At 68.6% G+C, this 25773-nt stretch carries 30 protein-coding genes; all 30 read right to left on the reverse strand.

Annotated features, from left to right (window positions below; genetic code table 11):
- Positions 1-141 precede the first annotated feature (141 nt).
- The 30 genes from map to rpoB all read right to left on the reverse strand — a co-directional run bounded on the left by map (position 142) and on the right by rpoB (position 25428).
- Positions 142-954 carry a type I methionyl aminopeptidase gene (gene map / locus ACRYRX_RS21270; RefSeq protein WP_432515147.1) on the reverse strand — a complete coding sequence of 271 codons (813 nt, stop codon included), beginning with the start codon at positions 952-954 and terminating at the stop codon, positions 142-144.
- 2 nt (positions 955-956) lie between these two features.
- A complete protein-coding gene (locus ACRYRX_RS21275; RefSeq protein ID WP_432515148.1) occupies positions 957-1532 on the reverse strand; it encodes an adenylate kinase in 576 nt (191 codons plus the stop codon).
- Positions 1529-2830: a preprotein translocase subunit SecY gene (secY, locus tag ACRYRX_RS21280; RefSeq protein ID WP_432515149.1), complete on the reverse strand. Its 1302-nt coding sequence runs from the start codon at positions 2828-2830 to the stop codon at positions 1529-1531. The genes ACRYRX_RS21275 and secY overlap by 4 nt, the downstream gene beginning before the upstream one ends.
- Positions 2831-3027: 197 nt before the next feature.
- On the reverse strand, positions 3028-3486 hold the full coding sequence (gene rplO / locus ACRYRX_RS21285) for a 50S ribosomal protein L15 (RefSeq protein WP_432515150.1): 459 nt from the start codon (positions 3484-3486) through the stop codon (positions 3028-3030).
- Entirely contained in the window at positions 3486-3668 is a 183-nt protein-coding gene (gene rpmD / locus ACRYRX_RS21290; RefSeq protein WP_432515151.1) for a 50S ribosomal protein L30, read from the reverse strand. Before rpmD ends, rplO begins: the two co-directional genes overlap by 1 nt.
- The gene (gene rpsE, locus ACRYRX_RS21295; protein ID WP_432515152.1) at positions 3668-4321 is read right to left on the reverse strand and encodes a 30S ribosomal protein S5; all 654 of its coding nucleotides are present in this window, start codon (positions 4319-4321) and stop codon (positions 3668-3670) included. The genes rpmD and rpsE overlap by 1 nt, the downstream gene beginning before the upstream one ends.
- A gap of 31 nt (positions 4322-4352) precedes the next feature.
- Positions 4353-4730, reverse strand: a complete 378-nt coding sequence (gene rplR / locus ACRYRX_RS21300) for a 50S ribosomal protein L18 (RefSeq protein ID WP_432515153.1) — start codon at positions 4728-4730, stop codon at positions 4353-4355.
- Positions 4731-4732: 2 nt separating this feature from the next.
- Complete coding sequence (gene rplF / locus ACRYRX_RS21305; protein WP_432515154.1) at positions 4733-5272, reverse strand: 50S ribosomal protein L6; 540 nt, start codon at positions 5270-5272, stop codon at positions 4733-4735.
- A gap of 13 nt (positions 5273-5285) precedes the next feature.
- Entirely contained in the window at positions 5286-5684 is a 399-nt protein-coding gene (rpsH, locus tag ACRYRX_RS21310) for a 30S ribosomal protein S8 (RefSeq protein ID WP_432515155.1), read from the reverse strand.
- A gap of 97 nt (positions 5685-5781) precedes the next feature.
- The gene (locus tag ACRYRX_RS21315) at positions 5782-5967 is read right to left on the reverse strand and encodes a type Z 30S ribosomal protein S14 (protein WP_432515156.1); all 186 of its coding nucleotides are present in this window, start codon (positions 5965-5967) and stop codon (positions 5782-5784) included.
- Between the two features lie 2 nt (positions 5968-5969).
- On the reverse strand, positions 5970-6539 hold the full coding sequence (gene rplE, locus ACRYRX_RS21320; protein WP_432515158.1) for a 50S ribosomal protein L5: 570 nt from the start codon (positions 6537-6539) through the stop codon (positions 5970-5972).
- Entirely contained in the window at positions 6539-6910 is a 372-nt protein-coding gene (rplX, locus tag ACRYRX_RS21325) for a 50S ribosomal protein L24 (RefSeq protein ID WP_432515159.1), read from the reverse strand. Before rplX ends, rplE begins: the two co-directional genes overlap by 1 nt.
- Positions 6911-6912: 2 nt before the next feature.
- Entirely contained in the window at positions 6913-7281 is a 369-nt protein-coding gene (gene rplN, locus ACRYRX_RS21330; RefSeq protein WP_012084971.1) for a 50S ribosomal protein L14, read from the reverse strand.
- Between the two features lie 130 nt (positions 7282-7411).
- A complete protein-coding gene (gene rpsQ / locus ACRYRX_RS21335) occupies positions 7412-7696 on the reverse strand; it encodes a 30S ribosomal protein S17 (protein WP_432515160.1) in 285 nt (94 codons plus the stop codon).
- Entirely contained in the window at positions 7693-7941 is a 249-nt protein-coding gene (gene rpmC, locus ACRYRX_RS21340) for a 50S ribosomal protein L29 (RefSeq protein ID WP_432515171.1), read from the reverse strand. Before rpmC ends, rpsQ begins: the two co-directional genes overlap by 4 nt.
- The gene (rplP, locus tag ACRYRX_RS21345) at positions 7941-8357 is read right to left on the reverse strand and encodes a 50S ribosomal protein L16 (RefSeq protein ID WP_179750729.1); all 417 of its coding nucleotides are present in this window, start codon (positions 8355-8357) and stop codon (positions 7941-7943) included. Before rplP ends, rpmC begins: the two co-directional genes overlap by 1 nt.
- A 3-nt stretch (positions 8358-8360) precedes the next feature.
- Positions 8361-9203: a 30S ribosomal protein S3 gene (rpsC, locus tag ACRYRX_RS21350; protein WP_432515161.1), complete on the reverse strand. Its 843-nt coding sequence runs from the start codon at positions 9201-9203 to the stop codon at positions 8361-8363.
- Positions 9203-9583, reverse strand: coding sequence for a 50S ribosomal protein L22 (gene rplV, locus ACRYRX_RS21355; protein ID WP_366172914.1), 381 nt, complete (start codon positions 9581-9583; stop codon positions 9203-9205). Before rplV ends, rpsC begins: the two co-directional genes overlap by 1 nt.
- Before the next feature lie 56 nt (positions 9584-9639).
- Complete coding sequence (rpsS, locus tag ACRYRX_RS21360; protein WP_432515162.1) at positions 9640-9921, reverse strand: 30S ribosomal protein S19; 282 nt, start codon at positions 9919-9921, stop codon at positions 9640-9642.
- Between the two features lie 15 nt (positions 9922-9936).
- Positions 9937-10773: a 50S ribosomal protein L2 gene (rplB, locus tag ACRYRX_RS21365; RefSeq protein ID WP_432515163.1), complete on the reverse strand. Its 837-nt coding sequence runs from the start codon at positions 10771-10773 to the stop codon at positions 9937-9939.
- A 56-nt stretch (positions 10774-10829) separates the two neighbouring features.
- Entirely contained in the window at positions 10830-11132 is a 303-nt protein-coding gene (rplW, locus tag ACRYRX_RS21370) for a 50S ribosomal protein L23 (protein WP_179756392.1), read from the reverse strand.
- A 5-nt stretch (positions 11133-11137) separates the two neighbouring features.
- Complete coding sequence (gene rplD / locus ACRYRX_RS21375) at positions 11138-11842, reverse strand: 50S ribosomal protein L4 (protein WP_432515164.1); 705 nt, start codon at positions 11840-11842, stop codon at positions 11138-11140.
- A 1-nt stretch (position 11843) separates the two neighbouring features.
- Entirely contained in the window at positions 11844-12503 is a 660-nt protein-coding gene (gene rplC, locus ACRYRX_RS21380; RefSeq protein WP_432515165.1) for a 50S ribosomal protein L3, read from the reverse strand.
- 13 nt (positions 12504-12516) lie between these two features.
- Complete coding sequence (rpsJ, locus tag ACRYRX_RS21385) at positions 12517-12825, reverse strand: 30S ribosomal protein S10 (protein ID WP_012084982.1); 309 nt, start codon at positions 12823-12825, stop codon at positions 12517-12519.
- Between the two features lie 450 nt (positions 12826-13275).
- Positions 13276-14469, reverse strand: coding sequence for an elongation factor Tu (tuf, locus tag ACRYRX_RS21390; protein ID WP_432515166.1), 1194 nt, complete (start codon positions 14467-14469; stop codon positions 13276-13278).
- A gap of 154 nt (positions 14470-14623) precedes the next feature.
- A complete protein-coding gene (fusA, locus tag ACRYRX_RS21395) occupies positions 14624-16726 on the reverse strand; it encodes an elongation factor G (RefSeq protein ID WP_432515167.1) in 2103 nt (700 codons plus the stop codon).
- Between the two features lie 62 nt (positions 16727-16788).
- Positions 16789-17259: a 30S ribosomal protein S7 gene (gene rpsG, locus ACRYRX_RS21400; protein ID WP_106209636.1), complete on the reverse strand. Its 471-nt coding sequence runs from the start codon at positions 17257-17259 to the stop codon at positions 16789-16791.
- 1 nt (position 17260) lies between these two features.
- On the reverse strand, positions 17261-17635 hold the full coding sequence (gene rpsL, locus ACRYRX_RS21405) for a 30S ribosomal protein S12 (protein WP_012084987.1): 375 nt from the start codon (positions 17633-17635) through the stop codon (positions 17261-17263).
- A gap of 287 nt (positions 17636-17922) precedes the next feature.
- Entirely contained in the window at positions 17923-21804 is a 3882-nt protein-coding gene (locus ACRYRX_RS21410) for a DNA-directed RNA polymerase subunit beta' (RefSeq protein ID WP_432515168.1), read from the reverse strand.
- Positions 21805-21918: 114 nt separating this feature from the next.
- Positions 21919-25428, reverse strand: coding sequence for a DNA-directed RNA polymerase subunit beta (gene rpoB / locus ACRYRX_RS21415; RefSeq protein ID WP_432515170.1), 3510 nt, complete (start codon positions 25426-25428; stop codon positions 21919-21921).
- Positions 25429-25773 lie beyond the last annotated feature (345 nt).

Here is a 25773-nt window from a genome sequence, read left to right on the forward strand (position 1 = left end):
CCGCGCACCCCACCCCCCCCCCCCCCCCCGCCGCCCCCCCCCCCCCCCCCCCCCCCCCCCCCCCCCCCCCCCCCCCCCCCCCCCCCCCCCCCCCCCCCCCCGCCCCCCCCCCCGGCACGGGGTCCGGCGCTCGGCGGCGACCTACTCCGAGGGGACGCTCACGCCGAAGGCGGCGAGCTCGGCGGCTCCCCCGTCGGGGGCCGTGAGCACCCACAGGCCCTCGTCGAGCACCGCCACCGTGTGCTCCCAGTGCGCCGAGCGCGTGCCGTCGGAGGTGACGACGGTCCACTCGTCGGCCAGGACGTCGGTCTCGACGCCACCGCGCGTGCACATCGGCTCGATGGCCAGCACCAGGCCCGGCTTGACCTTCGGGCCCTTCTCCCGGACGCGGTAGTTCAGCACCTCGGGAGCCATGTGCATGGCCCGGCCGATCCCGTGGCCGGTGTACCCGTCCACGATGCCCAGCCGGCCGTCGACGGCGTCCTCGACGGCCGCACCGACGTCGCCCACGCGCCCGCGGGCGTCCAGCGCGGCGATGCCGGCCCACAGGGCCCGGCGGGTCACCTCGACGAGCTCGACGTCCCCGGCGTCCTTCGGCTCCCCCACGATCTCGGTGAACGCCGAGTCGCCGTGCCAGCCGTCGACGACGCAGCCGCCGTCGACCGACACCACGTCGCCCTCCTCCAGCACCCGGTCCCCCGGGATGCCGTGGACGACGACCTCGTTGACCGAGATGCAGAACGTCTTCGGGTACCCGTGGTAGCCGAGGAAGTTGGACGTCCCGCCCCCGGCCCGGATGACCTCCGCACCGATGGCGTCCAGCTCGTCCAGTCGGATGCCCGGGCGCAGCGCCGCCCGGACGCTCTCCAGGGCCGCGTGCGTCAGCAGCCCGGCCTTCCGCATCGCCAGGACCTGGTCCGGCGTCTTGTACTCGACCTTCTCGCGTCCGAACACGGTCAGGCGGGGGGCAGGCCCAGCGCCGCCACGAGGCGCTCGGTGACCGACGAGATCTCCCCCAGGCCGTCCACCGACCGCAGCAGGCCGCGCTCGGAGTAGACCTCCACGAGCGGGGCCGTCTGCTCGGCGTAGACGCGCTGACGGGTGCGGACGACGTCCTCGGTGTCGTCCGAGCGGCCCTGCTCGAGGGCGCGACGGGTCAGCCGGCGCACCAGCTCCTCGGTGTCGGCCGTGATCTCGAGGACGTGCTCGAGCTTGGCGCCGCTCTCGCGGAGCATGTCGTCCAGCTCGCGGACCTGGTCGGTCGTGCGCGGGTAGCCGTCGAGGATGAAGCCGTCGACGGCGTCGGGCTGCTGCAGGCGGTCGCGGACCATCGCGTTGGTCACGGTGTCCGGCACGTAGCGACCGGCGTCCAGGTACTCCTTGACCGTCTTGCCCAGGTCGGTCTCCTCCGCGACGTTGGCGCGGAAGATGTCGCCGGTGGAGATGGCGGGGACACCGAGGCGGGACGACAGGAGCTTGGCCTGGGTGCCCTTGCCCGCACCGGGCGGACCGAGGAGGACGAGACGAGTCATCGCAAGAACCCTTCGTAGTTTCGCTGCTGGAGCTGGGACTCGATCTGCTTCACCGTCTCGAGCCCGACCCCGACGATGATCAGGATCGACGTGCCCCCGAAGGGGAAGTTCGTGTTGGCATTGAAGAGCACGAACGCGATGAGGGGAAGCAGCGAGATGAGCCCCAGGTACAGCGATCCTGGCAGGGTGATGCGGGTGAGGATGTAGTCCAGGTACTCGGCGGTGGGCCGTCCGGCGCGCACGCCGGGGATGAAGCCGCCGTACTTGCGCATGTTCTCGGCGACCTCGTCCGGGTTGAACGTGATCGCGACGTAGAAGTACGCGAAGAAGATGATGAGCAGGAAGTACACGGCCATGTACAGCGGGTGGTCACCCTTGGTGAAGTGGTCCGTGATCCAGGCCACCCAGGCCTCGTTCGGGTCGTTGAACTGGGCCACCAGCGCCGGCAGGTAGAGCAGCGACGAGGCGAAGATCACCGGGATGACGCCCGCCATGTTGACCTTGAGCGGGATGTACGTGGAGGTGCCCCCGTACATCCGCCGGCCGATCATCCGTTTGGCGTACTGCACCGGCACCCGGCGCTGGGACTGCTCGACCGCGACGACGGCCGCCACGACCACCAGGCCGACCGCGACGACCCCCGCGAAGGTCAGCCAGCCGCGCTCGCGGCCGATGGCCAGCAGCGAGGTGGGGAAGGTCGCGGCGATCTGGGCGAAGATCAGCAGGGACATGCCGTTGCCGACCCCGCGCTCGGTGACGAGCTCGCCCATCCACATGATCAGGCCGGTGCCGGCCGTCATGGTCAGGACCATCAGCAGGATCGTCGGCACGCTCTGGTCGGGCAGGACCTGCGCGTTGCACGACGTCCCGAACAGCCGCGAGGGCTCCCGCGCGATCGTCACGTAGGTCGTGGACTGCAGGATCGCCAGGCCGATCGTCAGGTACCGCGTGTACTGCGTGAGCTTGCTGGTGCCCTGCTGCCCCTCCTTCTTCAGCTCCTCGAAGCGGGGGATCACGACCGTGAGCAGCTGCACGATGATGCTCGCGGTGATGTAGGGCATGATCCCGAGCGCGAAGACGCTGAGCTGGAGCAGCGCGCCGCCGGAGAAGAGGTTCGCCAGGCCGAGCAGGTCGTTCCCGGTCTGGGCCAGGTCGATGCACTGCTGGACGGCGGAGTACGAGACCCCCGGGGCCGGCACGAACGAGCCGAGTCGGACCAGGACGATGATCCCGATCGTGAACAGCAGCTTGCGGCGCAGGTCGGGCGTCCGGAAGGCGCGACCGATTGCGGTGAGCACTACGACCTCCTGCACCGCGCTCCCCTGTCGAGGAGGAGACGGGTTGTCACTGACGGGTCGGACGGTTGGGCCGGACGGAGGGTCCTCGAGCCGAGGCCTACGCCGTCCGGGTAGACCCTACCTCCCCGCAAACGCGCACGCGGCGGTAGCGGGCGATCACTCGCCGCTACCGCCGCGTGGGCAGTGCTGTGCTCGCGTCAGCGAACGGTGGTGGTCCCGCCCGCAGCCGCGATCTTCTCGGCCGCCGAAGCCGAGAACTTGTCGGCCGTCACCTGCAGGGCCACGGTGATCTCACCGGTGCCGAGCACCTTGACGGGCTGGCCCTTGCGGACCGCGCCCTTGGCGACGAGCTCGTCGACACCCACGGTGCCGCCCTCGGGGAAGAGGGTCGCGAGCTTGTCGAGGTTGACGACCTGGAACTCGACGCGGAACGGGTTGGTGAACCCGCGCAGCTTCGGCAGGCGCATGTGCAGGGGCATCTGGCCGCCCTCGAAGGCCTCGGGCACCTGGTAGCGGGCCTTGGAGCCCTTGGTGCCGCGACCGGCGGTCTTGCCCTTGCTGCCCTCACCGCGGCCGACGCGCGTCTTGGCGGTGTTCGAGCCCGGAGCCGGGCGCAGGTGGTGCAGCTTCAGAACGTGTTCGCCCTGGTTGGCCATCAGTCGACCTCCTCAACCTTCACGAGGTGCGCGACGGTGTTCGCCATCCCACGGAACTCGGGCTTGTCGTCCTTGACGACCGACTGCCCGATCTTGTGGAGCCCGAGGCTGCGGAGCGTGTCGCGCTGGTTCTGCTTGCCGCCGATGCCGGACTTGGTCTGCGTGATCTTCAGGCGACCCATCAGGCGGTCACCCCCGCGGCCTGGGCGCGCAGCAGCGCGACCGGGGCGACGTGCTCGACCGGCAGACCACGACGCGCCGCGACCTGCTCGGGGCGCTCGAGGCCGCGCAGGGCCTCGATCGTCGCGTGCACGATGTTGATCGCGTTGTCGCTGCCGAGGGACTTCGACAGGACGTCGTGGATGCCCGCGCACTCCAGGACGGCGCGGACCGGACCACCGGCGATGACGCCGGTACCCGGGGACGCCGGGCGCAGCATGACCACGCCGGCCGCCTTCTCACCCTGCACGGGGTGCGGGATGGTGCCCTGGATCTTGGGGACGCGGAAGAAGTTCTTCTTGGCCTCCTCGACACCCTTGGCGATCGCCGCGGGCACCTCCTTGGCCTTGCCGTAGCCGACACCGACGGTGCCGTCGCCGTCGCCCACGACCACGAGGGCCGTGAAGCTGAAGCGGCGGCCGCCCTTGACGACCTTGGCCACGCGGTTGATGGTCACGACGCGCTCGACGAAGTTGCTGCGGTCGCCCGCGTCACCACGTCCACGGTTGTCGCGGCCGCCGTCGCGACCACCACGGCCGCGGTTGTCACCACGGTTGTCGTTGCGGTTGTCGCCGCCGCCGGCCGCACCGGCGCCTCGGCGCTGGGGTCCAGGCATCAGACGTTCCTCATCTCATCGACTTCGTAGGTCACAGGGCCAGCCCCGCCTCACGAGCGCCGTCGGCGATCGCCGCGACACGGCCGGCGTAGCGGTTGCCGCCGCGGTCGAAGACCACGGCCTCGATACCGGCAGCCTTGGCGCGTTCACCGACGAGCACGCCCACGGCCTTCGCCTTGGCGGACTTGTCGTCGCCGCTGGCGCGCAGGTCCGCCTCCATGGTCGAGGCCGACGCCAGGGTGTGACCCGCGGCGTCGTCGATGACCTGGACGAAGACGTGGCGCGTGGACCGCGTGACCACGAGACGAGGACGCACGGCGGTGCCGACGACCTTCTTGCGCACGCGGGTGTGACGACGCTTGCGCGCCGGCGCAGTGCCCTTCTGGGTCTTCTGGGTGGAGAGTCCCATGGTCACTTACCAGCCTTTCCGACCTTGCGGCGGATCTGCTCGCCGGCGTAGCGCACGCCCTTGCCCTTGTACGGGTCGGGCTTGCGGAGCTTGCGGATGTTCGCGGCGACCTCGCCGACCTGCTGCTTGTCGATCCCCGCCACGGAGAACCGGGTGTTGTTCTCCACCGCGAAGGTGATGCCCGCCGGCGCCTTGACGACGACCGGGTGGCTGAAGCCGAGCGCGAACTCGAGGTCGGAGCCCTTGGCCGTGACGCGGTACCCCGTGCCGACGATCTCAAGCTTCTTCTCGTAGCCCTTGGTGACGCCCTCGACCATGTTCGAGATCAGGGTGCGGGTCAGGCCGTGCAGCGAGCGCGAGGAGCGCTCGTCGTCGGGACGGGTCACCTGGAGGGTGCCGTCCTCGGAGCGCTCCACCGCGATGGGCGAAGCGACGGTGTGGTTCAGCTCGCCCTTGGGGCCCTTGACCGTGACGGCTGCGCCGTCGATGGTCACGTCCACACCCGAGGGGACGGTGATCGGGAGTCGGCCGATGCGCGACATGAGTTCTCCTCCCTCACCAGACGTAGGCGAGGACTTCCCCACCCACGCCCTTCTTGTTGGCCTGCTTGTCGGTCAGGAGGCCCGAGGACGTGGACAGGATCGCCACGCCCAGGCCGCCCAGCACGCGGGGCAGGTTCGTCGACTTCGCGTAGACCCGCAGACCCGGCTTGCTGACGCGGCGCAGGCCGGCGATCGCACGCTCACGGTTGGGGCCGAACTTCAGGTTCAGCGTCAGCTTCTTGCCGACTTCGGCGTCCTCGACCGTCCAGGAGGCGATGTAGCCCTCGGCCTGGAGGATCTCGGCGATGTGCGACTTGAGCTTGCTGTACGGCATCTGCACCACGTCGTGGTACGCCGAGTTGGCGTTCCGCAGTCGCGTCAACATGTCCGCGATGGGGTCGGTCATCGTCATCGGGCTCGTCCGCCCTTCCTCGCCGCGGTTTCCGCGCCACGTTCGGTGGCTCGGACCTTCGGCGTCTCAGTGATCAGGGTCGTGAAGAAAGAAGAGGTCACCAGCTGGACTTGGTCACACCGGGCAGCTCGCCGCGGTGTGCCATGTCGCGCACGCAGATGCGGCACAGGCCGAACTTGCGGTAGACGGCGTGCGGGCGACCGCAACGCTGGCAGCGGGTGTAGGCGCGCACCTTGAACTTGGGCTTGCGCGCAGCCTTGTGGATCAGAGCGGTCTTCGCCACGGTCAGTTCTCCTTGAACGGGAAGCCCAGAGCACGCAGCAGCGCACGGCCTTCGTCGTCGGTCTTCGCCGTCGTCACGACCGTGATGTCCATCCCGCGGACGCGGTCGATCTTGTCCTGGTCGATCTCGTGGAACATCGACTGCTCGTTGAGACCGAAGGTGTAGTTGCCGTTGCCGTCGAACTGCTTCGGCGACAGACCGCGGAAGTCGCGGATGCGCGGGAGCGCCAGCGACAGCAGACGGTCCAGGAACTCCCACATGCGGTCCCCACGCAGGGTGGTGTGGCAACCGATCGGCATGCCCTCGCGGAGCTTGAACTGCGCGATGGACTTGCGAGCCTTGGTGATCTGCGGCTTCTGGCCGGTGATGGCCGTCAGGTCGCGGACCGCGCCGTCGATCAGCTTGGAGTCACGCGCGGCCTCGCCGACGCCCATGTTCACGACGACCTTGACCAGGCCGGGGATCTGCATGACGTTCGGGTACGAGAACTGCGTGTGCAGCTGACCCTTGATCTCTTCGCGGTAGCGCTGCTTCAGACGAGGCAGGGCGGGCGCTTCAGTGGTGGTGGTCATCAGATGTCCTTGCCGGAACGCTTGGCGACGCGGATGCGGTTGGTCTTGGTGCGACCGTCGCGCTCGACCTTCTCCTCGCGGATGCCGACGCGGGTCGGCTTCTTGGTCTCCGGGTCGACGAGCTGCACGTTGCTGATGTGGATCGGGGCCTCGCGCTCGACGATGCCGCCCTCCACACCGGGACGGGCCTTGGTGTGCCGCTTGATGCGGTTCACGCCCTCGACCAGGACCCGCTGGGTCTCGGCGTTGACCTCGAGGACCTTGCCCTGCTTGCCGAGGTCGGACGTCTTGGTGCCGTCCTCGTTCTTGCGCCCGCGCACGCGGGTGATGACCTGGACCAGGTCACCCTTCTTGATGCGCAACTTCCCCATGGTCAGAGCACCTCCGGAGCCAGCGAGATGATCCGCATGAACTTCTTCTCGCGCAGTTCACGGCCGACGGGCCCGAAGATGCGGGTACCGCGCGGGTCGCCGTCTGCGCGGAGGATCACCGCGGCGTTCTCGTCGAAACGGATGTAGGAACCGTCGGCGCGCCGACGCTCCTTCTTGGTGCGGACGATGACGGCCTTGACCACATCGCCCTTCTTGACGTTCCCACCGGGGATGGCGTCCTTGACCGTGGCCACGATCACGTCACCGATGCCGGCGTAGCGGCGGCCGGAGCCACCGAGCACGCGGATGCACAAGATCTCCTTGGCACCCGTGTTGTCGGCGACCTTGAGCCGCGACTCCTGCTGGATCACTCTCTACTCCTTCGTCGCGCCGGTTCTCGACCACCCGCGAGGGGGCGAGCCTGGCCGAACGGACATGGAATCTGGGGGTGGGCCGCAGCAGCGGCCCACCCTCGGTCGAACGCGCCCGAGAGCGCGCGCGTCACTTCGCGCGTTCGAGGACCTCGACGACGCGCCAACGCTTGGTGGCGGACAGCGGCCGGGTCTCGGCGATGAGGACGAGGTCGCCCACGTTCGCCGTCTCCACCTCGTCGTGCGCCTTGACCTTGGTCGTGCGGCGGATGACCTTGGCGTAGAGCGGGTGCTTCACGCGGTCCTCGACCTCGACGACGACGGTCTTCTGCATCTTGTCGCTGACGACGTAACCGCGACGCGTCTTGCGGTAGCCGCGCTCGGTCGTGGTCGCAGCGGTGTCCTGCTCGCTCACTTCGCAGCCTCCTTCGTGATCGGCGCCTCGGTGATGCCGAGCTCGCGCTCGCGCATCGTCGTGTAGATGCGGGCGATGTCCCGCTTGACGGCCTTCAGCCGGGAGTTGTTCTCCAGCTGGCCGGTGGCGGACTGGAAGCGCAGGTTGAACAGCTCTTCCTTCGCCTTCTTCAGCTCCTCGACAAGCTTCGTGTCGTCGAACTCGCGGAGCTCGTCAGCGCTCAGGCCCTTGGTCCCGATCGCCATCATTCACCACCCTCACGACGCACGATCTTGCACTTGACCGGGAGCTTGTGGATCGCACGGGTCAGAGCCTCGTGCGCCACCTTCTCGGTCGGGAACGACAGCTCGAACATCACGCGACCGGGCTTGATGTTCGCGATCCACCACTCCGGCGAACCCTTGCCGGAACCCATGCGGGTCTCGGCCGGCTTCTTCGTCAGCGGACGGTCCGGGTAGATGTTGATCCAGACCTTGCCGCCACGACGGATGTGGCGGGTGATGGCGATACGAGCGGACTCGATCTGGCGGTTGGTGACGTAGCCGCCCTCCACCGCCTGGATCCCGTACTCACCGAAGGTGACCCGGGTGCCGCCGGAGGCAGCGCCACGCCGCGTGGGGTGGTGCTGCTTGCGGTGCTTGACTCGCCGCGGGATGAGCACGACTCAGGCCTCCGTTCCGTTGGAACCCTTGCCGGTGACCGGCTGCGCAGCAGCGGTCCCGGTCGGAGCAGCGCCACCAGCCGCGGCCTCGGCCACGGGTGCGCTCTCCTGCGTCGGACGACGACGGCCGCGGCCCTCGCCGCGGTCGGGACGCTCACCACGACGCGGGGCGCGCGGAGCGGCGGCCTGCGACTGGGCGAGCTCACGGCTGGTGACGTCGCCGTGGTAGATCCACACCTTCACGCCGATGCGGCCGAAGGTGGTGCGGGCCTCGTAGAACCCGTAGTCGATGTTCGCGCGCAGCGTGTGCAGCGGAACCCGACCCTCGCGGTAGAACTCCGAGCGCGACATCTCCGCACCGCCGAGGCGGCCGGCGCACGCGACGCGGATGCCCTTGGCGCCCGAGCGCATCGTGGTCTGCATCCCCTTGCGCATGGCGCGGCGGAAGGAGACGCGGCTCGCGAGCTGCTCGGCGATGCCCTGGGCGACCAGCTGGGCGTCGGTCTCGGGGCTCTTGACCTCGAGGATGTTCAGCTGGACCTGCTTGCCCGTGAGCTTCTCGAGCTCACCGCGGATGCGGTCGGCCTCCGCACCGCGGCGGCCGATGACGATGCCCGGCCGGGCGGTGTGGATGTCGACGCGCACGCGGTCGCGGGTGCGTTCGATCTCGACCTTCGAGATGCCCGCGCGCTCCATGCCCTTGGACATGAGGCGACGGATCGCGACGTCCTCCTTGACGTAGTCGGCGTAGCGCTGACCGGTCTTGGTGGAGTCGGCGAACCACCGGCTGCGGTGGTCGGTGGTGATGCCCAGTCGGAACCCGAACGGGTTGACCTTCTGTCCCATCAGCGGGTCCTCCTCGTCTTCTTGGCGCCGGCGACGGCGGGGGCCACGACCACGGTGATGTGGCTGGTGCGCTTCAGGATGCGTCCGGCGCGGCCCTGGGCCCGCGGACGGAAACGCTTCATGGTCGGACCCTCGTCGACGTGGATCGCCTTGACGACGTACTCGTTCGGGTCGAACGCCTCGGAGTGCTTGTCCGCGAGGAACTTCGCATTCGCGATGGCGCTCTCGACGAGCTTGCGCACCGGCTCGGCCGCCGCCTGCGGGGCGAACGACAGCACGGCGACGGCTTCGGTGGCCTGCTTGCCCCGGACGAGGTCGACGACTCGGCGCGCCTTCTGGGGCGTGACGCGGAGGTGCCGCGTCTGCGCCTTGGCTTCCATCCCTGTCCTGCTTCCTGGTTTCGGTCTCGAAAGGTGGTGCCGCTGGAGCCGGTGGCTCAGCGACGACGACCCTTGCGGTCGTCCTTCTCGTGGCCCTTGAACGTCCGCGTGGCAGCGAACTCGCCGAGCTTGTGCCCCACCATCGACTCGGTGACGAAGACGGGGACGTGCTTGCGGCCGTCGTGCACCGCGAACGTGTGACCCAGGAAGTCCGGGGTGATGACCGAACGGCGGGACCACGTCTTGATGACGTTGTGCGTTCCGGCCTCGTTCTGCGCGTCCACCTTCTTCTGGAGGTGGTCGTCGACGAACGGGCCCTTCTTCAAGCTGCGAGGCATGGCCTTAGCTCCCTATCAGCGCTTCTTGCCGGTGCGGCGGCGACGGACGATGAGCTTGTCGCTCTCCTTGCCCGGACGCCGCGTACGGCCTTCAGGCTTGCCCCAGGGGCTGACGGGGTGACGACCACCGGACGTCTTCCCCTCACCACCACCGTGCGGGTGGTCGATCGGGTTCATGGCGACACCGCGGACGGTCGGGCGCTTGCCCTTCCAGCGCATGCGGCCGGCCTTGCCCCAGTTGATGTTGGACTGCTCGGCGTTGCCGACCTCGCCGATGGTGGCGCGGCAGCGGACGTCGACGTTCCGGATCTCGCCGGACGGCATGCGCAGCTGGGCGAAACGACCCTCGCGGGCGACGAGCTGGACGCTCGCGCCGGCGGAGCGGGCGATCTTCGCGCCGCCACCGGGACGGATCTCGATGGCGTGGATGACCGTACCCACGGGGATGTTGCGCAGCGGCAGGTTGTTGCCGGGCTTGATGTCGGCCTCGGGGCCGTTCTCGATCCGGTCACCCTGCTTCAGCTTCGCGGGGGCGATGATGTAGCGCTTCTCGCCGTCCACGTAGTGCAGCAGCGCGATGCGCGCGGTGCGGTTGGGGTCGTACTCGATGTGAGCGACCTTCGCGGCGACGCCGTCCTTGTCGTGACGACGGAAGTCGATCACGCGGTAGGCGCGCTTGTGCCCACCACCGATGTGACGGGTGGTGATCCGACCGGACGAGTTGCGGCCACCGGTCTTGGACAGCGGGCGGACGAGCGACTTCTCCGGCTCGCTCCGCGTGATCTCGACGAAGTCGGCGACGGACGAGCCACGGCGGCCCGGCGTCGTCGGCTTGTACTTGCGGATTCCCATTGCAGCGTTTCCTCGGGTTCGAAGGTGTCTACGGCAGTCGTGCGAGCCCCGGGGGCTCAGGCGACCGAGCCGCCGAAGATGTCGATCGTGCCCTCGCGCAACGTCACGATGGCCCGCTTGGTGTCCTTGCGCTTACCAGTACCGAACTTGGTGCGCCGGCTCTTGCCCTGGCGGTTCGCGGTGTTGACCGCGGAGACCTTGACGCCGAAGACCTTCTCGACCGCGATCTTGATCTCGGTCTTGTTGGCCCGCGGGTCCACCAGGAACGTGTACTTGCCCTCGTCGATGAGCCCGTAGCTCTTCTCCGAGACGACCGGCGCGAGCAGGATGTCGCGCGGGTCCTTCTGAGTGCCGCCGATCGCGCTCACAGGGTGCTCCCTTCGGATTCCGCCGCCACCGCGGTCGCGCTGCGACCCTTCGGCGGACCGGCGACGAAGGAGTCGAGGGCCGCGCGGGTGAAGACGACGTCGTCGCTCTTCAGGACGTCGTAGGTGTTCAGCTGGTCAGCCGGCAGGACGTGCACGTTGTCGAGGTTGCGCAGGGACTTCTGCGAGACCTCGTCGTCGCGGGTCAGGACGACCAGCACGTTCTTGCGGCCGGACAGGGCCGCGATGAGCGTCCGCGCGGTCTTGGTCGAGGGGGCGTCGCCGACGGCGAGCCCTTCGACGACGTGCAGACGGTCGTGACGCACCCGGTCGGAGAGCGCACCGCGCAGGGCGGCGGCGATCATCTTCTTGGGGGTGCGCTGCGAGTAGTCGCGCGGCTTGGGGCCGTGGACGATGCCACCACCGGTGAACTGCGGGGCGCGCAGCGAACCCTGGCGGGCGCGGCCGGTGCCCTTCTGCTTGTACGGCTTCTTGCCGCCACCACGGACCTCACCACGACGCTTGGTCGAGTGGGTGCCCTGACGGGCCGCCGCGAGCTGGGCGGTCACCACCTGGTGGATCAGCGCGATGTTCGCCTGGCGGGCGAAGTCCTTCGCCGGCAGCTCGACGGTGCCGTTGGTGCCGCCGTCGGCGGTCCGCAGCGGGACGGTGATGGGCTCAGCGGTCTGAGTCGTCTCGGTCATCTCAGGCCTCCTTCACGCGCGCCTTGGACGCGCTCTTGACGAGCACGAGGCCGCCGCGGGGACCGGGGATGGCGCCCGTGATGAGCAGCAGCCCCTTCTCCGCGTCGATCGCCTGCACGGTCAGGTTCTGGGTGGTCTGGCGAGCCGCACCCATGCGACCGGCCATCCGCATGCCCTTGAACACGCGACCCGGGGTGGCGCAGCCGCCGATGGACCCGGGCTTGCGGTGGTTGCGGTGCGCACCGTGGGAGGCGCCGACGCCGGCGAAGCCGTGACGCTTCATGACACCGGCGAAGCCCTTGCCCTTGGTGGTGCCGACGACGTCGACGGTCGCGCCGGTCTCGAAGACCTCGGCGGTGACCTCCTGGCCGAGCTCGTAGGAGCCGGCGTCCGTCGTGCGCAGCTCCACGAGGTGACGACGCGGAGCGACGCCCGCCTTCTCGAAGTGCCCGGTGGCAGGCTTGTTCGCCTTGCGCTGCGCGATGGCCTCGGTGGCCAGCTGGACGGCTTCGTAGCCGTCGGTGGTAGTGGTGCGGATCTGGGTGACGACGTTCGGCTCGACCTTGACGACCGTGACCGGGACGACGCGGTTGTCCGCGTCCCACAGCTGGGTCATGCCGAGCTTGGTGCCGAGCACACCTCGCACTTGCCTGTCGCTCATCGTGTGCAGTCCCTCAGAGCTTGATCTCGATGTCGACACCGGCCGGGAGGTCGAGACGCATGAGCGAGTCGACGGTCTTCGGCGTCGGGTCGATGATGTCGATGAGACGCTTGTGCGTCCGCATCTCGAAGTGCTCGCGGCTGTCCTTGTACTTGTGCGGCGAGCGGATGACGCAGTAGACGTTCTTCTCGGTCGGCAGCGGCACGGGCCCTGCGACCGACGCGCCCGTGCGGGTCACCGTGTCGACGATCTTGCGCGCCGAGCTGTCGATGACCTCGTGGTCGTAGGCCTTGAGCCTGATGCGGATCTTCTGTCCCGCCATGGCGTCGTCTGACTCTCTCTCTTCGTACCGCTACTGACTCGCGCGCGGCGCGGAGCCCTGCCCTGTGGTGGTGCTCCGACCCCCGAGGTCGGGCGTGTCGCGCTCTCGCACGAACTGCACCCTCTCCCGGTTGCCCGGTGTGGTCCTGTTCAGGTTGCCCTGGAGGTCCAGGTGAACCGTCCGCCGCCCGTACGAGACGTTCGACGTTCGCGGCTGCCGGCCGGGGGTCCGGCCCGGTCCCCGGATCGGATGGGATCTTGATCCAGGCGCGGGTCAGCGGCACAGCAACCCCGATAGTCTGCCAGACGAACGGGCCCCTTGGCGAATCGAGCAGCGGGTCCATGGGTGGTGAACGGCTCGCCCACGACGAAGGGGCGGGTCCTGGAGGACCCGCCCCTTCGCCCCGGCGAGCGATCCGCTGCGGGAGGGTACCTCCCGCAGCGGCTCAACTCACTTGATGATCTTCGTGACCCGACCGGCGCCGACGGTGCGGCCACCCTCACGGATCGCGAACTTCAGGCCCTCTTCCATCGCGATGGGCTGGATGAGGTCGACCTTCATCTCGGTGTTGTCACCGGGCATGACCATCTCGGTGCCCTCGGGCAGCGAGACGACGCCGGTGACGTCGGTCGTCCGGAAGTAGAACTGCGGACGGTAGTTGTTGTAGAAGGGCGTGTGACGGCCACCCTCGTCCTTGGACAGGATGTAGGCCTGACCCTCGAACTCGGTGTGCGGGGTGATCGAGTTCGGCTTGGTCACGACCTGGCCGCGCTCGACGTCGTCACGCTTGAGACCACGCAGCAGCAGGGCGGCGTTGTCGCCGGCCTGGCCGGTGTCCAGCATCTTGTTGAACATCTCGATGCTGGTGACGGTGGTCTTCGAGGAGGTCGGCTTGATGCCGACGATCTCGACCTCCTGGTTGACGTTCAGGACACCGCGCTCGATGCGGCCGGTCACGACGGTGCCGCGGCCGGTGATCGTGAAGACGTCCTCGATCGGCATCAGGAACGGCTGGTCGACGGCGCGCTCGGGCTCGGGGATCGCGGTGTCGACCGCGTCCATGAGCTCCATGAGCTTGTCGCCCCACTCGGCGTCGCCCTCGAGGGCCTTGAGCGCCGAGACGCGGACCACGGGGACGTCGTCGCCCGGGAACTCGTAGGACGAGAGGAGCTCACGCACCTCCATCTCGACGAGCTCGAGGAGCTCCTCGTCCTCGACCATGTCGGCCTTGTTCAGCGCCACGACGATGTAGGGGACGCCGACCTGGCGGGCCAGGATGACGTGCTCCTTCGTCTGCGGCATCGGGCCGTCGGTGGCCGCGACCACGAGGATGGCGCCGTCCATCTGCGCCGCACCCGTGATCATGTTCTTGATGTAGTCCGCGTGACCCGGGCAGTCGACGTGGGCGTAGTGACGCGCCTCGGTCTGGTACTCGACGTGTGCGATCGAGATCGTGATGCCGCGCTGACGTTCCTCAGGGGCCTTGTCGATCTGGTCGAACGCCGAAGCCTTGTTCAGCTCCGGGAACTTGTCGTGCAGCACGCGGGTGATCGCCGCGGTCAACGTCGTCTTCCCGTGGTCGATGTGACCGATCGTGCCGATGTTGACGTGCGGCTTGGTCCGCTCGAACTTCGCCTTCGCCACTTGGGGGTCCTCCTCGGACTGTCGTTTCTTCCCGACCCGGTTCAACGGGTGGGTGGGTGACCTGGCTGGTCACTGGCCCACGCGGTGTGGTCCAGGGGTCCTGCTGTGGGGGAACGGTCCTCGCGGACCGCTCCCCCGGGTCGTCAGGAGAGGGTCACTCCCCGCGGACCTTCTTGACGATCTCGTCCGCCACGTTCCGCGGAACCTCCGCGTAGCTGGCGAACTGCATCGAGTAGACCGCGCGGCCCTGCGTCTTGGACCGCAGGTCCCCGACGTAGCCGAACATCTCCGACAGGGGGACGGCCGCCTTGACGAGCTTGGCCCCGCTGACGTCCTCCATGGACTCGATCTGGCCACGGCGGGAGTTCAGGTCGCCGATGACTTCGCCCATGTAGTCGGCGGGCGTGCGCACCTCGACGGCCATGACCGGCTCGAGCAGCACGGGCTGCGCCTTGCGGACAGCCTCGCGCAGGACCATCTTCCCCGCGATCTTGAAGGCCATCTCGGAGGAGTCGACGTCGTGGGCGGCACCGTCGACCAGGGTCGCCTTGACCCCGACGAGCGGGTAGCCGGCGACGACACCCTCCTGCATGGCTTCCTGGATCCCGTTGTCGACCGACGGGATGTACTCGCGCGGGACGCGACCACCGGTGACGGCGTTCACGAACTCGTAGAACGTGCCGTCCGCGGTGTCCAGGGGCTCGATCGAGACCTGGACCTTCGCGTACTGACCCGAACCACCGGTCTGCTTCTTGTGCACGTAGTCCTCCTTGAGGACTGCGCGACGGATGGTCTCGCGGTAGGCGACCTGCGGCTTGCCGACGTTCGCCTCGACCTTGAACTCGCGCTTCATGCGGTCGACGAGGATGTCGAGGTGGAGCTCGCCCATCCCCTTGATGATCGTCTGGCCGGTCTCCTGGTCGAGCTCGACCTGGAAGGTCGGGTCCTCTTCCGCGAGGCGCTGGATGGCCGTGCCGAGCTTCTCCTGGTCGCCCTTCGTCTTCGGCTCGATGGCGACCGAGATGACGGGCTCGGGGAAGGTCATCGACTCGAGCACGACCTGCTGCGCCGGGTCGGACAGCGTGTCGCCCGTCGTCGTCTCCTTGAGGCCGATCATCGCGTAGATGTGGCCCGCACGAGCCTCGTCGACCGGGTTCTCCTTGTTGGAGTGCATCTGGAAGAGCTTCCCGATGCGCTCCTTCTTGCCCTTGGTCGAGTTGACGACCTGGGCACCGGAGGACACGACGCCGGAGTAGACGCGGACGTAGGTCAGCTTCCCGAAGAACGGGTGCGCCGCCACCTTGAACGCCAGGGCCGAGAACGGCTCGTCGGCGTCCGGCTTGCGGATGATCTCGACGGACTCGTCGCCGACCTTGTGACCGATCATCGGCTTCACGTCGAGCGGCGAGGGCAGGTAGTCCAGCACCGCGTCGAGCATGGGCTGCACGCCCTTGTTCTTGAACGCGGAGCCGCAGAAGATCGGGTAGACCTCGCTGGCGATCGTCAGCTGGCGGACGGCCTTCTTGATCTCCTCGGGCGTGATCTCCTCGCCGCCGAGGTACTTCTCGAGGAGGGCCTCGTCGGTCTCGGCCACGCGCTCGAGCAGCTTGGTCCGGTACTCCTCGGCCTTCTCCTGCAGCTCGGCCGGGATGTCTTCCTTCTCGTACGCCTCGCCCTTGGCGGTGTCACCGCGCCAGGTCAGGGCGCGCATGTAGACGAGGTCGATGACCCCGAGGAAGTCGTTCTCCGCGCCGATCGGGATCTGCATCACGAGGGGCTCGGCGCCGAGGCGCTCGACGATCGTCTTGACGGTGAAGTAGAAGTCGGCGCCCAGCTTGTCCATCTTGTTGACGAAGCAGATGCGCGGGACGTCGTACTTGTCCGCCTGCCGCCACACGGTCTCGGACTGGGGCTCGACACCCTCCTTGCCGTCGAAGACGGCGACGGCACCGTCCAGGACGCGCAGCGACCGCTCGACCTCGACCGTGAAGTCGACGTGGCCGGGCGTGTCGATGATGTTGATCTGGGTGCCTTCCCAGAAGCAGGTGGTGGCGGCGGAGGTGATGGTGATCCCCCGCTCCTGCTCCTGCTCCATCCAGTCCATCGTGGCCGCGCCGTCGTGGACTTCGCCGATCTTGTAGTTGATCCCCGTGTAGAAGAGGATCCGCTCCGTCGTCGTCGTCTTGCCGGCGTCGATGTGAGCCATGATGCCGATGTTGCGGACCTTGGTCAGGTCCGTCAGCACGTCCTGTGCCACGGTTTACTGCCTCTTCCCTGGGATCGAGGGTGCGGAACGGCGAGCGGAGCCCACCGCCGGGGTCACCAGCGGTAGTGCGCGAAGGCCCGGTTCGACTCGGCCATCTTGTGGGTGTCCTCGCGGCGCTTGACCGCGGCACCGAGACCGTTCGAGGCGTCGAGGATCTCGTTGAGCAGACGCTCGGTCATGGTCTTCTCACGGCGCTGCCGGGCGTAGCCGACGAGCCAGCGCAGGGCCAGCGTCGTGGAGCGGCTCGGGCGCACCTCGATGGGGACCTGGTAGGTCGACCCACCGACGCGACGGGACTTGACCTCGATCGCGGGCTTGACGTTGTCCAGCGCACGCTTCAGCACGACGACGGGGTCGCCACCGGTCTTGTCGCGGGCACCCTCGAGGGCGCCGTAGACGATCGACTCGGCGACGGACTTCTTGCCGTCGAGGAGGATCTTGTTGACGAGCTGCGTCACCAGCGGGGACTGGTAGACCGGGTCCACCACGAGGGGACGCTTGGGTGCGGGGCCCTTGCGCGGCATGTCAGCTCTTCTCCTTCTTCGCGCCGTAGCGGCTGCGCGCCTGCTTGCGGTTCTTGACGCCCTGGGTGTCGAGCGAGCCGCGGACGATCTTGTAGCGGACGCCCGGGAGGTCCTTCACGCGGCCACCGCGGACGAGGACCATCGAGTGTTCCTGGAGGTTGTGACCCACACCGGGGATGTAGGCGGTGACCTCGATACCGCTGGTCAGCTTCACGCGGGCGACCTTGCGCAGCGCCGAGTTCGGCTTCTTCGGCGTCGTGGTGTACACACGCGTGCACACGCCACGGCGCTGCGGGCTGCCCTTGAGGGCGGGCGTCTTGGTCTTGACGACCTTGTCCTCCCGGCCCTTGCGGACCAGCTGCTGGATGGTGGGCACCCTGTCTCCGTCTGTCTCGATCTTGTGTGTCGGCTGTCCTGGGAACGCGCCACCCTGATGGGCCGGCGCTCGACCCCCGCCGACCCACGAGGTCGGGCGTGTCGTTCGGTCGAGGTCCCGCAGGGATGACGTCCGTCACCTGGTTGCGGGCGCGCTCGTGTCAAGCGGACACGAGACTACCCGCCGCGCTGTTGAGTGGTCAAAACGAGCCCGTCGCGCTGGTCGCGGGCCCGCGGAGGGGCCGTCCCGCTCCCCCGAGGGGGAGCGGGACGGCCCGGTTCAGCAGGTCAGCGGTAGTCGCTGCTGCCGTAGTCGAACTCCTCGAGCGGAACGGCCTGGCCGGAGCCCACGCCGAACTGCGCGTAGTCCACGTCGTCGTAGCCCGGCACCGAGTACATCTGCGCCTTGGCCTCCTCGGTGGGCTCGACCCGGATGTTGCGGTAGCGCGGGAGACCCGTGCCGGCCGGGATGAGCTTGCCGATGATGACGTTCTCCTTCAGGCCGAGCAGCGGGTCGCTCTTGCCCTCCATGGCCGCGTTCGTCAGGACGCGGGTCGTCTCCTGGAAGGAGGCGGCGGACAGCCACGAGTCCGTCGCGAGCGACGCCTTCGTGATCCCCATGAGCTCGGGACGACCCGAGGACGGCTGACCGCCCTCGGCCATGACCCGGCGGTTCTCCTCCTCGAAGCGCGCGCGCTCGACGAGCTCACCGGGCAGCAGCTCGGACCCGTTCTGCTCGATGATCGTCACCCGCTTGAGCATCTGGCGGACGATGACCTCGATGTGCTTGTCGTGGATCGACACGCCCTGCGAGCGGTAGACCTCCTGCACCTCGTCGACCAGGTGCATCTGCACCCGGCGCGGGCCGAGGATGCGCAGCACCTGCTTGGGGTCGACCGCACCCTGGACGAGCTTCTGCCCGACCTCGACGTGCGTGCCGTCCTCCACCAGGAGCCGCTGACGGCGCGTGACGGGGTACTCGACCTCTTCCGCGCCGTCGTCGGGGGTGACGACGATCTTGCGGCCCTTGTCGGTCTCCTCGATGCGGGTGCGCCCCGCGACCTCGGAGATCGGCGCGTTCCCCTTCGGGGTGCGGGCCTCGAACAGCTCGACCACGCGCGGCAGACCGTGCGTGATGTCACCGGACTCCGACGCGGCACCACCGGTGTGGAAGGTGCGCATCGTCAGCTGCGTGCCGGGCTCACCGATCGACTGCGCCGCGACGATCCCGACGGCCTCGCCGATGTCGACGAGCTTGCCGGAGGCCAGCGAGCGGCCGTAGCAGTGCGCGCAGGTCCCGACGCGGGACTCGCACGTCAGCACCGAGCGCACCTTGACGCTCTCGACGCCCTGGGCGACCAGCGCGTCGATGACGACGTCGCCGAGGTCGGCGCCGGCGGCCAGCACGACCTCGCCGTCGACCACCACGTCGGTGGCCAGCGTGCGGGCGTAGACGCTGGTCTCGACGTCGTCGTGGCGGCGCAGGGTGCCGTCGGCACCCTTCTCCGCGATCGGCATCGCCAGACCGCGGCTGGTGCCGCAGTCCTCCTCGCGGACGATGACGTCCTGCGAGACGTCGACGAGACGACGGGTCAGGTACCCCGAGTCGGCGGTCCGCAGCGCGGTGTCCGCCAGACCCTTGCGGGCGCCGTGCGTGGTGATGAAGAACTCACCCACGGTCAGGCCCTCGCGGAAGGAGGCCTTGACCGGACGCGGGATGATCTCGCCCTTCGGGTTGGCCATGAGGCCACGCATCCCGGCGAGCTGACGCATCTGCATCCAGTTACCACGAGCACCCGAGCTCACCATGCGGTGGATCGTGTTGTGCTGCGGCATGGCCGCCTCGAGGTCCTTGGCGACGTCGTTCGTGGCCTGCGTCCAGATCTCGATGAGCTCCTGACGGCGCTCGTCGTCGGTGATCAGACCACGCTCGTACTGCTGCTGGACCTTCTCCGCCTTGGCCTCGTACGTCTCGAGGATGGCCAGCTTGTTCGGCGGGGCCACGACGTCGGCGATGGAGACGGTGGTGCCCGAGCGGGTGGCCCAGCGGAAGCCGGCCTCCTTCAGGGCGTCCAGCGCCGCCGCGACCTGCACCTTCGGGTACTTCTCGGCGAGCTCGTTGACGATCGCCGACAGACGCTTCTTGTCCACCGCGGTGTTGACGTACCGGAAGTCCACCGGCAGCGTCTCGTTGAACAGCGCCCGGCCCAGCGTGGTGTCGACGGTCAGGTCGTCCCCCGCCGTCCAGTCCTCGGGCAGCGTCCAGCCCTCGGCCGGCACGACGCCCTGCAGGCGGATCCGCACCTTGGCGTTCAGGTGCAGCTGCCGCGCGTCGAAGGCCATGATCGCCTCGGCGAGCGAGGAGAACTGGCGGCCGACGCCCTCGACGTCGTCCCGGTCGGCGGTCAGGTGGTACAGACCGATGATCATGTCCTGGGTGGGCATGGTCACCGGACGACCGTCCGCCGGCTTGAGGATGTTGTTCGAGGACAGCATGAGGATGCGGGCCTCGGCCTGCGCCTCCGCGCTCAGCGGCACGTGCACGGCCATCTGGTCGCCGTCGAAGTCCGCGTTGAACGCGGTGCAGACGAGCGGGTGGATCTGGATGGCCTTGCCCTCGACCAGCTGCGGCTCGAAGGCCTGGATGCCGAGGCGGTGCAGCGTGGGCGCGCGGTTGAGCAGCACGGGGTGCTCGGTGATGACCTCGGACAGGACGTCCCAGACCACCGGGCGGGCGCGCTCGACCATGCGCTTGGCCGACTTGATGTTCTGCGCGTGCGACAGGTCCACGAGCCGCTTCATGACGAACGGCTTGAACAGCTCGAGGGCCATCTGCTTGGGCAGACCGCACTGGTGCAGCTTCAGCTGCGGGCCGACGACGATGACCGAACGGCCCGAGTAGTCGACGCGCTTGCCGAGCAGGTTCTGGCGGAAACGCCCCTGCTTGCCCTTGAGCATGTCGGACAGCGACTTCAACGGACGGTTGCCCGGACCCGTCACCGGGCGACCGCGGCGGCCGTTGTCGAAGAGCGCGTCGACGGCCTCCTGGAGCATGCGCTTCTCGTTGTTCACGATGATCTCGGGGGCCCCGAGGTCGAGGAGGCGCTTCAACCGGTTGTTGCGGTTGATGACCCGGCGGTACAGGTCGTTGAGGTCGGAGGTCGCGAAGCGGCCACCGTCGAGCTGCACCATCGGGCGCAGGTCCGGCGGGATGACCGGGACGCAGTCCAGGACCATGCCGTCGGGCGAGTTGCGCGTGGTCAGGAACGCCGAGACGACCTTGAGGCGCTTGAGCGCGCGCGTCTTGCGCTGCCCCTTGCCCGTCGCGATGGTCTCGCGCAGGGACTCGGCCTCGGCCTCCAGGTCGAAGCTCTGCAGGCGCTTCTGCAGCGCCGCCGCCCCCATGCCGCCCTCGAAGTAGAGGCCGAAGCGCTCGCGCATGGCGCGGTAGAGCACCTCGTCGCCCTCGAGGTCCTGGACCTTGAGGGTGCGGAAGCGGTCCCAGATCGTCGTCAGGCGGTCGATCTCGGTGTCGGCGCGGCGGCGGATCTGCGCCATCTCGCGCTCGGCGGACTCGCGCACCTTGCGGCGCACGTCCGACTTCGCGCCCTCGGCCTCGAGCTCGGCCAGGTCGGTCTCCAGCGTCTTGGCGCGGGCCTCGACGTCGGAGTCGCGACGGTTCTCGACCTCGCGCTTCTCGACCTCGATCTGCGCCTCGAGCGAGGCGAAGTCGCGCTGGCGACCCTCCTCGTCGACCGACGTGATCATGTAGGCCGCAAAGTAGATGACCTTCTCGAGGTCCTTCGGCGCCAGGTCGAGCAGGTAGCCCAGCCGGCTCGGGACACCCTTGAAGTACCAGATGTGGGTGACGGGGGCGGCGAGCTCGATGTGCCCCATGCGCTCACGACGGACCTTGGCCCGCGTGACCTCGACACCGCAGCGCTCGCAGATGATGCCCTTGAAGCGGACGCGCTTGTACTTGCCGCAGTAGCACTCCCAGTCCCGGGTGGGACCGAAGATCTTCTCGCAGAAGAGCCCGTCCTTCTCCGGCTTCAGGGTGCGGTAGTTGATGGTCTCGGGCTTCTTGACCTCACCGTGCGACCACGTGCGGATGTCGTCCGCGGTGGCCAGCCCGATGCGCAGCTCGTCGAAGAAGTTGACGTCGAGCAACGTGATCTTCTTTCTCTAGGTTCTTCCGAGGTCTGACTGATCCGAGGAGCCCCGTCACGGGGCCCCGTTGTCCGGCCGGGGCGGGCGGGGGTTCCTGCCCCCGCCCGCCGTCCGTCAGACCTCTTCGACGCTGCTGGGCTCGCGCCGCGCCAGGTCGATGCCCAGCTCCTCGGCCGCCCGGAAGACGTCCTCGTCGCTGTCGCGCATCTCGATGGCCATGCCGTCCGAGGAGAGGACCTCCACGTTCAGGCACAGCGACTGCATCTCCTTGATGAGCACCTTGAAGGACTCGGGGATGCCCGGCTCGGGGATGTTCTCGCCCTTGACGATCGCCTCGTAGACCTTCACGCGGCCCAGGACGTCGTCGGACTTGATCGTGAGCAGCTCCTGCAGGGCGTAGGCGGCGCCGTAGGCCTCCAGGGCCCAGACCTCCATCTCGCCGAAGCGCTGACCGCCGAACTGCGCCTTACCACCGAGCGGCTGCTGGGTGATCATGGAGTACGGGCCGGTCGAGCGGGCGTGGATCTTGTCGTCGACCAGGTGGTGCAGCTTCAGGATGTACATGTAGCCGACCGAGACCGGGTCCGGGAACGGCTCGCCGGAACGGCCGTCGAACAGCCGCGCCTTGCCGTCGCCCTGCACGAGGCGGTCGCCGTCGCGCGTCTTGAGCGTCGAGCTCAGCAGACCGGTGATCTCCTCCTCGCGCGCACCGTCGAAGACGGGCGTGGCGATGCGGGAGCCCGGCGGCGCCGAGCGGATCTCCTCGGGGATGAGCTTGGCCCAGTCCGGGTCGCCCTCGATCGACCAGCCGCGGCTGGCGATCCAGCCCAGGTGCAGCTCCAGGACCTGACCGACGTTCATCCGGCTCGGCACGCCGAGCGGGTTGAGGATCACGTCGACCGGGGTCCCGTCCTCGAGGAACGGCATGTCCTCGACGGGCAGGATCTTAGAGATGACGCCCTTGTTGCCGTGACGGCCGGCGAGCTTGTCACCGTCGGTGATCTTGCGCTTGTTCGCCACGTAGACGCGCACCAGCTGGTTCACGCCCGGGGGCAGCTCGTCACCCTCGTCGCGGTCGAAGACCTTCACGCCGATGACCGTGCCGGTCTCGCCGTGGGGCACCTTCAGCGACGTGTCGCGGACCTCGCGGGCCTTCTCGCCGAAGATGGCGCGCAGCAGGCGCTCCTCCGGGGTCAGCTCGGTCTCGCCCTTGGGCGTGACCTTGCCGACGAGCAGGTCGCCGTCGCGGACCTCGGCGCCGATGCGGATGATCCCGCGCTCGTCGAGGTCGGCCAGGACGTCCTCGGCCACGTTCGGGATGTCCCGGGTGATCTCCTCGGGCCCGAGCTTGGTGTCGCGGGCGTCGACCTCGTGCTCCTCGATGTGGATCGAGGACAGGACGTCGTCCTGCACGAGGCGCTGCGACAGGATGATCGCGTCCTCGTAGTTGTGACCCTCCCACGGCATGAACGCGACCATCAGGTTGCGGCCCAGGGCCATCTCGCCACCGTCGGTGGACGGGCCGTCGGCGAGGACGGTGCCGACCTCGACGCGGGCGCCCTCGTCGATGACGACCTGCTGGTTGTACGCGGTGCCGTGGTTGGAGCGGCGGAACTTCGCGACCTTGTAGGCGCTGGTCGTGCCGTCGTCGTTGGACACGGTGATGAGGTCCGCGGAGACCTCGGTGGCCACGCCGGCCTTGGTCGCCACGACCACGTCCCCGGCGTCGACGGCGGCGCGGAACTCCATGCCGGTGCCGATGAGCGGCGCCTCGGTCTTGACCAGCGGGACCGCCTGGCGCTGCATGTTCGCGCCCATGAGGGCGCGGTTGGCGTCGTCGTGCTCGAGGAACGGGATCATCGCGGTCGCCACGGAGACCATCTGCCGGGCGGCGACGTCCATGTAGTCGACCTCGGAGTTCGGGACGAACTCCGTCTCACCGCCCTTGGCGCGCACCAGGACGCGGGCCTCGGCGAACGAGCCGTCCGGGTTCAGCGGGGCGTTCGCCTGCGCGATGACGAAGGCGTCCTCCTCGTCGGCCGTCAGGTAGTCGACGTCGTCGGAGACGCGGCCGTCGACGATCCGGCGGTACGGCGTCTCGATGAAGCCGAACGGGTTGATCCGCCCGTACGAGGACAGCGAGCCGATCAGGCCGATGTTCGGGCCCTCGGGGGTCTCGATCGGGCACATGCGGCCGTAGTGCGACGGGTGGACGTCGCGGACCTCCATGCCGGCCCGCTCGCGGGACAGACCACCGGGGCCCAGCGCCGAGAGGCGGCGCTTGTGGGTCAGACCCGCGAGCGGGTTGGTCTGGTCCATGAACTGCGACAGCTGGCTCGTCCCGAAGAACTCCTTGATGGAGGCCACGACGGGGCGGATGTTGATCAGCGTCTGCGGCGTGATCGCCTCGACGTCCTGGGTCGTCATGCGCTCGCGCACGACGCGCTCCATCCGGGACAGGCCCGTGCGGACCTGGTTCTGGATGAGCTCGCCGACGCTGCGCAGGCGGCGGTTGCCGAAGTGGTCGATGTCGTCGACCTCGACGCGGACGTCGACCGGCTGACCGTTCTTGACCCCCGGCATCGAGACCTCGCCGGCGTGCAGCTTCACGAGGAACTTGATGGTGCGGACGATGTCGTCGACCGAGAGCACGCTGGAGCTCAGCGGCTCCTCCATGCCCAGCTTCTTGTTCACCTTGTAGCGGCCGACCTTCGCCAGGTCGTAGCGCTTGGGGTTGAAGTAGAGGTTGTCGAGCAGGTTGCGCGCGGCCTCCTGCGTCGGCGGTTCGCCCGGACGCAGCTTGCGGTAGATGTCCAGCAGCGCGTCCTCGACGCCGGAGGTGTGGTCCTTCTCCAGCGTGGAGATCATCGACTCGTAGTCGGCGAACTCCTCGCGGATCTGGGACTCGCTCCAGCCCAGGGCCTTCATCAGGACCGTGACCGACTGCTTGCGCTTGCGGTCGACGCGGACGCCGACGGTGTCGCGCTTGTCGATCTCGAACTCGAGCCAGGCACCGCGCGAGGGGATGATCTTCGCGGTCCACGTGTCGCGGTCGGACGTCTTGTCCGGGACGCGCTCGAAGTAGATGCCGGGGGAACGGACCAGCTGCGACACGACGACGCGCTCGGTGCCGTTGATGACGAAGGTGCCGCGGTCGGTCATGAGCGGGAAGTCGCCCATGAAGACCGTCTGCGACTTGATCTCACCGGTGTTGCCGTTGATGAACTCCGCCGTGACGAACAGCGGGGCGGCGTAGGTGAGGTCGCGCTCCTTGCAGTCGTCCAGGGAGTACTTCGGGGGCTCGAACCGGTGGTCGCGGAACGACAGCGACATGGAGCCGGAGAAGTCCTCGATCGGGGAGATCTCCTCGAAGATCTCCTCCAGGCCCGAGGTCGTCGGGACGGCGAGGCCACCGTTGGTGGACGCCTCCACCCGGTCCTGCCAGCGCTTGTTGCCGAGCAGCCAGTCGAAGCTGTCGGTCTGCAGCGCCAGGAGGTCGGGGACCTCAAGCGGTTCGTGGATCTTGCCGAAGGAGTACCGTCCGGAGACGGTGCGCGGCGACTGGTTGCCGACGACGGTGGTGCCGGTGCTGTTCGGTGCGGACTCTGGACGCGAGGCAGCCAAGAGGGGTCCTTCCACGGGCCTGCGAACGTTGTGCGCGCCCCGTCCCACTCGGTCGTTCCCACGGCGACGACCGGCCATATGACGCTGGGCAGCGCAAAACAACAGGGTACCCGTGATGGGCGCACCTGTCCAGCCCCCGGCTCTGGCGAACCTGGGCCGCGGACTCCCACCCCGCCGACGTCGCTGTCGGGCCGGACCGGGAGTCGAGGACAACCGGTGATGAGGATGCTCCGCCGCGGGGTCCGCGTCAAGGCGACGCCCCGACCTGTGGACCGCCGGCTCCCCCGGCGCCGCCCCGGGACGGCGCCGGAGAACGCACAGGGGCGGCCGGACGTGTCGTCCGGC

The sequence above is a fragment of the Kineococcus lubricus genome (assembly GCF_050871965.1).
In the GTDB taxonomy this organism is placed as follows: domain Bacteria; phylum Actinomycetota; class Actinomycetes; order Actinomycetales; family Kineococcaceae; genus Kineococcus.